Source organism: Streptomyces flaveolus, from assembly GCF_000716535.1.
GTDB classification, from domain to species: domain Bacteria; phylum Actinomycetota; class Actinomycetes; order Streptomycetales; family Streptomycetaceae; genus Streptomyces; species Streptomyces flaveolus_A.
Genome location: NZ_JNWV01000038.1, coordinates 81,552 through 91,744, shown reverse-complemented (window position 1 = coordinate 91,744; position 10,193 = coordinate 81,552). Strand labels below are relative to the sequence as shown.

Here is a 10,193-nt window from a genome sequence, read left to right as displayed (position 1 = left end):
GACCGACACGCACGTCCACACCGGAGTCACGCAGCGACAGGGCGTGGGCGTGGCCCTGGCTGCCGTAGCCGATGACCGCGACCTTGCGGCCCTGGATGATGGACAGGTCGGCGTCGGCGTCGTAGAACAGCTCGGCCACTTTGGGTTCTCTCCTTGTGTGCAGGTGGTGCGTCCCACCGTATGACGGCGGGCGGGAACGAAGTTCGGGGGTCTCGGCATACGGGCGGCCGCTGATCGCCGGCCGCCCGTATGCAGTCTTACGCCGTCCGGTCGAGAGCGCGCAGCGAGCGGTCCGTGATCGAACGGGCACCGCGGCCGATCGCGATCGTGCCGGACTGGACCAGCTCCTTGATGCCGTACGGCTCCAGCATCTTGAGCATGGCGGACAGCTTCTCGCTGGAACCGGTGGCCTCGATGGTCACGGCCTCCGGGGAGACGTCGACGGTCTTGGCGCGGAACAGCTGGACGATCTCGACGATCTGGGAGCGGGTCTCGTTGTCGGCGCGGACCTTCACCAGAACGAGTTCGCGCTGCACGGCCTGACCGGGCTCCAGCTCCACGATCTTCAGCACGTTGACGAGCTTGTTGAGCTGCTTGGTCACCTGCTCCAGCGGCAGGTCCTCGACGCCCACGACGATGGTGATGCGGGAGATGTCGGGGTGTTCGGTGACGCCGACCGCGAGCGAGTCGATGTTGAATCCGCGCCGGGAGAACAGGGCGGCGATGCGGGCGAGGATGCCCGGCGTGTTCTCCACCAGGACGGAGAGCGTGTGCTTGGACATGTCTTGTTGCTCTTCCTCGCTCAGTCGTCTTCGTTGTCGCCGAAGTCGGGGCGGACGTCCCGGGCGGCCATGATCTCGTCGTTGGAGGTGCCGGCGGCGACCATCGGCCAGACCATCGCGTCCTCGTGGACGATGAAGTCCACGACGACAGGGCGGTCGTTGATGGAGTTGGCCTCCGCGATGACCTTGTCCAGGTCCTCCGGGCGCTCGCAGCGCAGGCCCACGCAGCCCATCGCCTCGGACAGCTTCACGAAGTCCGGCACGCGCGTGCCCTTGGCCTCCGGGTTGATGTCCTCGGGGCCGCTGTGCAGCACGGTGTTGGAGTAGCGCTGGTTGTAGAAGAGGGTCTGCCACTGGCGGACCATCCCGAGGGCGCCGTTGTTGATGATGGCGACCTTGATCGGGATGTTGTTCAGGGCGCAGGTGGTCAGTTCCTGATTGGTCATCTGGAAGCAGCCGTCGCCGTCGATCGCCCAGACGGTACGGCCCGGCTGGCCGGCCTTGGCGCCCATCGCGGCCGGGACCGCGTAGCCCATCGTCCCGGCGCCGCCGGAGTTCAGCCAGGTGGCGGGCGTGTCGTACTGGATGAAGTGCGCGGCCCACATCTGGTGCTGGCCGACGCCCGCCGCGAAGATCGTGCCCTCGGGGGCGAGCTGCCCGATGCGCTCGATGACCGCCTGCGGGGAGAGCGAGCCGTCCCCGGGCTGGTCGTAGCCGAGGGGGTAGGTCTCGCGCCACCGATTGAGGTCGCTCCACCAGGCGGTGTAGTCGCCCTTGTGGCCCTCGCTGTGCTCCTTCTGGACGGCCTGGACCAGATCGGCGATGACCTCGCGGGCGTCGCCGACGATCGGCACGTCGGCCTCGCGGTTCTTGCCGATCTCGGCCGGGTCGATGTCCGCGTGGACGATCTTGGCGTAGGGGGCGAAGCTGTCCAGCTTGCCGGTGACGCGGTCGTCGAAGCGGGCACCGAGGGCCACGATCAGGTCGGCCTTCTGCAGCGCGGTGACGGCGGCGACGCTGCCGTGCATGCCGGGCATGCCCAGGTGCAGCGGGTGGCTGTCGGGGAACGCGCCGAGCGCCATCAGCGTGGTGGTGACCGGGGCGCCGGTCAGCTCGGCGAGGACCTTCAGTTCGGCGGTGGCGTGCGCCTTGAGGACGCCGCCGCCGACGTACAGGACCGGCCGCCTGGCGGCGGTGATCAGCTTGGCGGCCTCGCGGATCTGCTTGGCGTGCGGCTTGGTCACCGGGCGGTAGCCGGGCAGGTCCATGACGGGGGGCCAGGAGAAGGTGGTCTTCGCCTGGAGCGCGTCCTTGGCGATGTCGACGAGGACCGGGCCCGGGCGGCCGGTGGAGGCGATGTGGAACGCCTGCGCGATGACCCGCGGGATGTCCTCGGCCTTGGTGACGAGGAAGTTGTGCTTGGTGATCGGCATGGTGATGCCGACGATGTCCGCCTCCTGGAAGGCGTCCGTGCCGATCGCCTTGGAGGCGACCTGGCCGGTGATCGCGACCAGCGGCACGGAGTCCATGTGCGCGTCGGCGATCGGCGTCACCAGGTTCGTCGCGCCCGGGCCGGAGGTCGCCATGCAGACGCCGACCTTGCCGGTGGCCTGCGCGTAACCGGTGGCCGCGTGGCCCGCGCCCTGCTCGTGCCGGACCAGGACGTGCCGCACCCGGGTGGAGTCCATCAACGGGTCGTACGCCGGCAGGATCGCACCGCCCGGAATGCCGAATACCGTGTCCGCGCCGACCTCCTCGAGGGAGCGGATGAGGGACTGCGCACCCGTGACGTGCTCGACGGGGGCGGACTGCTGTCCTCCGGAACGGGGCCGCGGCTGCGGATGGTGGGCCCCGGTGGCCTGCTCGGTCATCGGCATTCTCTTCTCGATGCTGAGGGTTTTTGCGAGGTTCGGGCGGATTTCGAGCGCTGCACGAAAGGCACTCGTGCAACAAAAAACCCCTCGTGCCGCAAGGCAAGCGAGGGGAGCGCGCCGGTGAGGTCGCTGGGGATTCCGGATCGTCCTCCGGTGGGTCCCAGCTCAGCCGACGCGCTGTCCAAGTACGAGAATTCGGGTGCGCATGGCACTGACCCTCCCCCCGACACGCACCACGTGTCAAGTGGGTGGGACGGGAGTCTCAGAATGTGAGCGAAGGGCACTGCCGCCTCCGAAGACAGCCGGAACACCTCCGGTGTACACCCTCTCGGGCTCCCTCGCGCTGCCCGCGAACGCCGGTTCGGCCGGGGCGTGCGGCACCGGGTAGTGGCCGGATCCGAGCGCCCGGCGCAGCCGGTACTCGTCCAGCGGACCGGCGAACGCCATGCCCTGCCCATGGGTGCAGCCCATGGCACGCAACGCGACCACCTGCTCCGGCAGGTCCACGCCCTCGGCGACCGACTGGAGCCCGAGATCGCCGGCGATCCGCAGCAGACCACTGGTGATCTTGTGCAGCCGCGCGGACTCGACCACGCCCTCGACCAGACCTCGGTCGAGCTTGAGCATGTCCACGGGCAGCCTCCTGAGGGCCGTGATGGCCGCGTAGCCGCTGCCGAAGCCGTCCAGCGCGATCCGCACCCCGAGCCGGCTCAGCGCGGTCAGCCGCCGCTCCAGCTCGTCCAGGGAGACCCGGGGATCGGTGTCGGACAGTTCGATGACCAGCGCCCCGGGCGGCAGCCCGTGCCGGGTCAGCAGCGCCTCCACCGAGCCCAGCGGCATCGAGCGGTCCAGCAGCCGCCGGGCGCTCATCCGGACCGCCACGGGGACGACGATCCCGGTCGCGGCCCGCTCGGCCGCCTGCTCCACGGCCTCCCGTAGGATCCAGCGGTCCAGCTCGGCGGTCTTGTCGCCGTCCTCGGCCACCCGCAGGAACTCGGCCGGCGTGAACAGCACCCCCTGCGAGGAGCGCCAGCGCGCCTGTGCGGAGACCGCCGTGATCCGGCCGTTCTGCAGGCACACCACGGGCTGGTGCAGCAGGGCGAACTCGCCGTCGTGCAGCGCGGCACGCAACCGCGTGGCCAGCTCCGCCTTGCGGACGACGTCCTGCTGCATCTGCGGTTTGTACAGCTCGACCCGGCCCTTTCCGGCCGACTTCGCGCGGTACATCGCCAGGTCGGCGTTGCGCAGCAACTCCCCCGCACCGAGGCCCGGTTCGGCGAAGGCGACGCCGATGGAGGCGTTGACCCTGACGTCGTTGCCGTCGATGGCGTACGGGTGGGAGAGGGTCACCCTGAGGCGGTCGGCGAGCTCCAGGATGTTCCGCTCCCGGGCGGCCCGGTCCCGGGTGCCGTCCCCGACGATCAGGGCCGCGAACTCGTCGCCGCCCAGCCGGGACGCGGTGTCCCCCTGCCGGACCGCGTCCTGGAGTCTGCGGGCGGCCTGGACGAGCAGTTCGTCCCCGGCCTGGTGCCCGATCGTGTCGTTGACGGCCTTGAAGCCGTCCAGGTCGATGAAGAGCACCGCCGTGCCCCGCAGGGCGGCGCCCCGGTCGGTGGCCCGGCGGCCGGACAGGGCCTGCTGCACCCGCTTGGTGAACAGCGCGCGGTTGGGCAGGTCGGTCAGCGGGTCGTGCTCGGCGTTGTGCTGCAACTGGGCCTGCAGGCGCACTCGCTCGGTCACGTCCCGGCTGTTGAAGATCAGTCCGCCGTGGTGCCGGTTGACGGTCGACTCGACGTTGAGCCAGCCGCCGTCGCCGGAGCGGAACCGGCACTCGATGCGCGTGGTGGGCTCCTCCAGCGGGCTGGCGGCGAGGAAACGGCGCACCTCGTGCACCACGCAGCCCAGGTCCTCCGGGTGGATGAGCCCGGCCAGCTCGGTGCCCACCAGCTCCTCCGCGGGTCTGCCGTACACCCCGGCGGCGGCCGGGGAGACGTACCGGAGGATGCCGTTCGGCGCGGCGATCATGATGACGTCGCTGGAGCCCTGCACCAGGGAGCGGAAGTGGTTCTCCTTCTGCGCCAGTTCCTGGGTGAGGGTGATGTTGTCCAGCAGCATGATGCCCTGCCGGATGACGAGCGCCAGCACCACGGCGCCCGCGGTGATCAGCACCACGTGGTCGGGCCTGCGGCCGTTGAGGACGTTGTACAGGATGCCCAGGGTGCACACGGCGGCGGCGAGGTACGGGGTGAGGGCGGCGAGCGAGCCGGTGAGCGGCCGGCCGGACGGGTACCGGGTGAGCTCACCGCCCGGCGCGGACAGGGGCAGCTGGTGGCCCGTGCTCCGCCGGCCCGGCATGTGCTCGTGCACCACGCGCGTGTGCCCGTCCGCCACGCGGATCTCCCGCGCGCGCCGCCGCCGGGGCGCGGCCCAGGGGGCGTAGGCGAGCAGCAGCGAACCGGCGAACCAGCCCGCGTCCAGCAACTGCCCGGAGCGGTAGCTGCTGTGCAGCAGCGGCGAGGTGAACAGGGCGTCGCACATCACGGTCAGCGCGAGCGCGCCGATCGCGGTGTTCACCGCCGTACGGTTGCCCGGGGCACGGCGGAAGTGCAGGGCGAGGACCATGCTGACGAGCGCGATGTCGAGCAGCGGGTAGGCCAGCGACAGCGCGGCGTGCGCCACGCTGGAGCCGTCGAACCGGGCCGCCTGGGCGAGCGCGAGGCTCCACGAGAGGGTGAGCAGCGAGCCGCCGATGAGCCAGGCGTCCAGCCCCAGGCAGATCCAGCCCGCCCTCGTCACCGGCCGCTTGGCGAGCACCAGCAGGCCGACGATGGCGGGCGGCGCGAAGCACAGGAAGAACAGGTCGGCGTAGCTGGGGCTGGGCACGGCGCGGCCCAGCACGACCTCGTACCAGCCCCAGACCGCGTTGCCCAGCGCGGCCATGGCCGAGGAGAGGGCGAACAGCAGCCAGGCCGAGCGGAAGCGCACGCGCCGGCTGCGGGCGTACAGGAAACAGGAGACGGCGGCGGTGCCCGCCGCCGCGCTCAGACCGAAGTCGCCCATGATCAGCGCGACTTGACTCGTGCCCCAGTCGAACGCGGCTCCGACGGCGTAGGCCGCGCAGATCAGGGCGAGGACGAGTTGTTCCATCAGCCGGGTGTTGTCGCCGATGGCGAGCCGGCGGGGCGGCGGTGCCTCGTGCGGGTGCGGTGCGCGCGCCGCTCCGTCGAGGGTGGTCGTCACGGAGGGCGGGGCGCTCACCGGGGCCTCCCGGTTCGCGCCGCTCCCGCGTCCCGACGGTCCCGGTGCGCTGGGTGCGCATGCCTGCGACGACCGCTGTGCCTGCGCTGCTGGTGGCTGTGGTGGCTGGTGTGGTGGCCGCGCCTGCGCGCGGCCGTGCGCCAGGGTCGCCGTCGGCGGCTCCGCCGCGTCGGATCGTTCGTCCATAGGCCGTGCATCGCCCGTCGCCCCCCTCACAAATCTGAAATGTCCATCCCCGGCGCCGAGTGGTCAGCGGCGCAGCCCCTGTCGGGACGATACACCAGTATCGTCACTCAGGGACATAGCCTCTCTACGCTCCGTGACGACCAGCGAGGATGTGGGTACGGGCCGCGTCCGAAAGGTTGCGGAGGGTGCCGGAAGCGGCCTAGCGCCCGTTTGCTCCCCTGGTTTCGGGTCCGGTCGTAAGGATCACGTTCCGCAGGGGCTGTCGGTTCACGAACCGGGTCAACTGGTCGGCGAGCAGCCTCTTGGCGCGGGGCAGGAAGGCCGAGGAGGGCCCGCCGACATGCGGGCTGATCAGCACTCCGGGCGCCTGCCACAGGGGGTGGCCGGGGGGCAGCGGCTCGGGGTCGGTGACGTCGAGGGCGGCGGTGATCCGGCCCCGCTCCAGCTCGGTGAGGAGCGCCTTGGTGTCCACGACGGGCCCGCGCGCGACGTTGACGAGCAGCGCGCCGTCCTTCATCCGGGCGAGGAAGTCGGCGTCGACGAGCCCCCGGGTCTCCTCCGTGAGCGGGGTGCAGAGGATCACGACATCCGCGTGCGGAAGCAGTGGAAGCACATCGGCGATCGGATGCACGGGACCGCGCGCGGTTGTGCGACCGGAGCGCGCCACGCGCGCCACCCGCGCGACCTCGAAGGGCACGAGCCGGTCCTCGATGGCGGCACCGATGGCCCCGTACCCGACGATCAGCACGCTCTTGTCGGCCAGGGCGGGGTGGAAACCGCCCACCCAGCGCTCCTGTTGCTGGGCGCGGACGAAGCCGGGGATGCCGCGCAGCGCGGCGAGGGTGAGGGTGAGCGCCAGCTCGGCCGTGCTCGTCTCGTGCACCCCGCGCGCGTTGCACAGCCGCACGCCCGGCGGGATCACCGCAAGCTGCGCGGTGATGTCGTCGACGCCGGCGGTGAGCGTCTGGATGAGCCGCACGTTCGTCAGGTGCTCCAGCGGGCCCACCCGGACCGACAGCCGCTTCATGTACGGCACCACGTACACCGCGCACTCCGCCGGATCGCCCGGATACGGCTGCGCGCCGTCCTCTCCCCCGTCCCAGAACAGGTACCGGGGCCCCTCGGGCAGCCCCTCGATCTCCTCGGGCGGAATGGGAAGCCACACGTCTGCACTCATGCCAGGAGGCTATGTCAGGGGCGTCTGCGCGCAGAGGTTAGGTTGGGGGCCGGGCAGAGGGAGGTTCACGAGCAGGTGGAGCGCAGGACGATCGGCGCGGGGGCGCTCGCGGTGGGGGCCGTCGGACTCGGATGCATGCCGATGAGCTGGGCGTACAGCGGATCGCGACAGCGGGGTGACGAGTCGGTCAGAGCCGTGCACCGGGCGCTGGACCTGGGCTGCGGCCTCCTGGACACCGCGGACATGTACGGCCCGTTCACCAACGAGCTGCTGCTGGGCCGGGTGCTGAAGGAGCGGCGCCGGGACGCCTTCGTGTCGACGAAGGTGGGGCTGCTGGTCGGCGAGCAGCACATCGTGGCCAACGGCCGCCCCGGCTACGTGCGGCGGGCCTGCGACGCCTCGCTGCGGCGGCTGCAGACCGATGTGATCGACCTGTACCAGCTGCACCGCGCCGATCCGGAGGTGCCTGTCGAGGAGACCTGGGGCGCGATGGCGGACCTGGTGCGGGCCGGGAAGGTGCGGGCCCTCGGTCTGTGCGCGGTGGGAGCGCGCGGCGGGCGCCGCCCGGGCGCCGGGCTGTACGACACGACGCTGCGCCAGTTGCAGCGGGTGCAGCAGGTGTTCCCGGTGACCGCGGTGCAGGCGGAGCTGTCGGTGTGGTCGCCGGAGGCGCTCCGGGCGCTGCTGCCGTGGTGCGAGGCGCGCGGTGTGGGCTTCCTGGCGGCGATGCCGCTGGGCAACGGCTTCCTGACCGGCACGCTGACGCCGGGCGAGGGCTTCGAACCGGACGACGTACGCGCCCGGCACCCCCGGTTCACCGCCGAGATGATGGCCGCCAACCAGCCGATAGTCGCGGGCCTGCGACGCATCGCCCGCCGGCACGGCGAGGACGTCACCCCGGCCCAGGTGGCCCTGGCCTGGGTGCTGGCCCAGGGCAGGCATGTGATAGCCCTGCCGGGCACCAAGCGGGAGCGCTGGGCGGCGCAGAACGCGGCGGCCGCCGGGCTGCGGCTGACCGCGGAGGACCTGACGGAGGTGTCCGCGCTGCCGCCGGCCCAGGGATCGTGGGACTGACGGGGCTGCGGTGACCGGGCTGCCGGCCGTCCGAAGGTCATGGGCTGAGGTTTCCGGGCTGGCGCCCGCCCAAGGATCGTGGGACCGAGGTGACCGGGCCGGCGCCCGCCCAAGGGTCGTGGGACGAGGTGTCCGGGCTGGCGCCCGCCCAGGGTCGGCGGATCGAGGTGTCCGGGCCGCCGGCCGTCCGGAGGTCATGGGGCTGAGGTGACCGGGTTGACGCCCGCCCAAGGGCCGTGGGACCACGTGTCCGGGCTGGCGCCCGCGCAATCGTCGTGGGATCGAGGTTTTCGCGGTCCGTCGTCGGGGATCGGGAACCCGAAGGGGCGCGGGCGGTGTATGAGAGGGAGAGCGTGCCGTCGGGCCCGCCTGTGGACCGCCACCGGACCGCCCTGGCGAAGGGAACCGTGATCGTGCGACGTCGAGCTGTGCCGGCCGTGCTGGCCGTGGCCGCCCTCCTGGTGACGGCCGGCTGTTCCTCCGACGGCGGGGACGCCCCGGGCGGTATGCCGGGCGCGACGACCTCCGGGGCCACCGCTTCCGGGCACGGCACCGCCCCGGCCGCGCCGGTACCCCCGGCCAAGGGCTCGGTGAAGGTGCTGCGCACGGTGGCCGAGGGCCTGAAGACGCCGTGGGGGCTGGCTCCAGTGCCCGGCGGCGGCCTGCTGGTCTCCTCCCGGGACGAGGGCACGATCAGCCGGATCGACGAGAGGACCGGCCGGACGACCGAGCTGGGCACGGTCTCGGGGGTCTCGCCGGCCGGCGAGGGCGGCCTGCTGGGCATCGCGCTCTCCCCCGACTTCGCCTCGGACCACATGATCTACGCCTACTTCACCTCGGCCTCGGACAACCGCATCGTCCGCATGCTGTACGACGAGCGGAAGCCGGCCGGTGAGCAACTGGGCGCTCCCGACACGGTGTTCAAGGGCATCCCCAAGGGCCGCATCCACAACGGCGGCCGGATCGCGTTCGGCCCCGACCGCATGCTGTACGCGGGCACCGGCGAGAGCGGGCAGAAGGGCCTGGCGCAGGACAGGAAGTCGCTGGGCGGCAAGATCCTGCGGCTGACCCCGGACGGCGAACCGGCTCCGGGCAACCCGTTCCCCGACTCCCCCGTGTACTCGTACGGCCACCGGAACGTCCAGGGCCTGGCCTGGGACGACAAACAGCGGCTGTTCGCGTCGGAGTTCGGGCAGGACACCTGGGACGAGCTGAACGCGATCAAGCCCGGTGACAACTACGGCTGGCCTCAGGCCGAGGGCAGGTCCTCCGACACCGGCTTCCACAACCCGCTGGCCCAGTGGCACACCGACGACGCCTCCCCGAGCGGCATCGCCTACGTGAACGGCGTGATCTGGATGGCGGGCCTGAAGGGCGAGCGCCTGTGGCGCGTCCCGCTGAACGGCACATCGGCCTCGGCCGCCCCGCAGGCGTTCCTCACGGGCACCTACGGCCGCCTCCGTACCGTCGTCCCGGCGGGCGGGGACAGGCTCTGGCTGGTGACGAGCAACACGGACGGCCGCGGCCACCCGAAGAAGGGGGACGACCGGGTACTGGAGGTCCGGGTGCGGTGAGCTGCGCGGCTGCTCGTCATCGATGAGAGGCGCGGCTACTCGTCCTCGGTGAGCGTTTCGGGCTCCGGCTCGGCCGGCGTCGTTTCCGGCAGGCGTATCACCGCCTTTCCGGAGCTCAGGTCTATGGGGCCGCGGCCGGGGTCGTTGTCGCCCACGTCCTCGCGGGTCAGTTCCAGCCGGTTCTGCTCGTCCCGGGTGTGCTTGCGGCCGGGCGCGAACAGTTCCTCGAAGGCGTTGAACACGGCTCCCCCTCACTGCCGGTTTTCTC

7 protein-coding genes and 1 pseudogene are annotated in these 10,193 nt (G+C 71.7%); 2 read left to right on the top strand and 6 right to left on the bottom strand.

Translation table 11 applies throughout. The features are described from left to right. The 5 genes and pseudogenes from OO52_RS48345 to OO52_RS36475 form a co-directional block, all read right to left on the bottom strand. Window positions 1-139 (bottom strand): annotated as a pseudogene (locus OO52_RS48345) (ketol-acid reductoisomerase); the annotation flags it as partial. Window positions 140-257: 118 nt separating this feature from the next. After that, window positions 258-782 carry an acetolactate synthase small subunit gene (gene ilvN / locus OO52_RS36490; RefSeq protein WP_030654216.1) on the bottom strand — a complete coding sequence of 175 codons (525 nt, stop codon included), beginning with the start codon at window positions 780-782 and terminating at the stop codon, window positions 258-260. 20 nt (window positions 783-802) lie between these two features. Then, window positions 803-2,653, bottom strand: coding sequence for an acetolactate synthase large subunit (locus OO52_RS36485; protein ID WP_030654213.1), 1,851 nt, complete (start codon window positions 2,651-2,653; stop codon window positions 803-805). 243 nt (window positions 2,654-2,896) lie between these two features. Next, a complete protein-coding gene (locus OO52_RS36480) occupies window positions 2,897-5,914 on the bottom strand; it encodes a putative bifunctional diguanylate cyclase/phosphodiesterase (RefSeq protein WP_030654209.1) in 3,018 nt (1,005 codons plus the stop codon). A 385-nt stretch (window positions 5,915-6,299) separates the two neighbouring features. Then, window positions 6,300-7,277 (bottom strand): 2-hydroxyacid dehydrogenase, encoded by a 978-nt coding sequence (locus OO52_RS36475; protein ID WP_234339884.1) that lies wholly within the window; start codon window positions 7,275-7,277, stop codon window positions 6,300-6,302. A 75-nt stretch (window positions 7,278-7,352) separates the two neighbouring features. On the opposite strand from OO52_RS36475, the gene OO52_RS36470 reads away from it, so the two are divergent. Both OO52_RS36470 and OO52_RS36465 read left to right on the top strand, forming a co-directional pair. Further along, window positions 7,353-8,351 carry an aldo/keto reductase gene (locus OO52_RS36470; protein WP_030654203.1) on the top strand — a complete coding sequence of 333 codons (999 nt, stop codon included), beginning with the start codon at window positions 7,353-7,355 and terminating at the stop codon, window positions 8,349-8,351. 407 nt (window positions 8,352-8,758) lie between these two features. Further along, on the top strand, window positions 8,759-9,925 hold the full coding sequence (locus OO52_RS36465) for a PQQ-dependent sugar dehydrogenase (RefSeq protein ID WP_030939582.1): 1,167 nt from the start codon (window positions 8,759-8,761) through the stop codon (window positions 9,923-9,925). Between the two features lie 35 nt (window positions 9,926-9,960). On the opposite strand, the gene OO52_RS36460 is transcribed toward OO52_RS36465, so the two are convergent. After that, window positions 9,961-10,167 (bottom strand): DUF6191 domain-containing protein, encoded by a 207-nt coding sequence (locus OO52_RS36460; protein ID WP_030654199.1) that lies wholly within the window; start codon window positions 10,165-10,167, stop codon window positions 9,961-9,963. Window positions 10,168-10,193 lie beyond the last annotated feature (26 nt).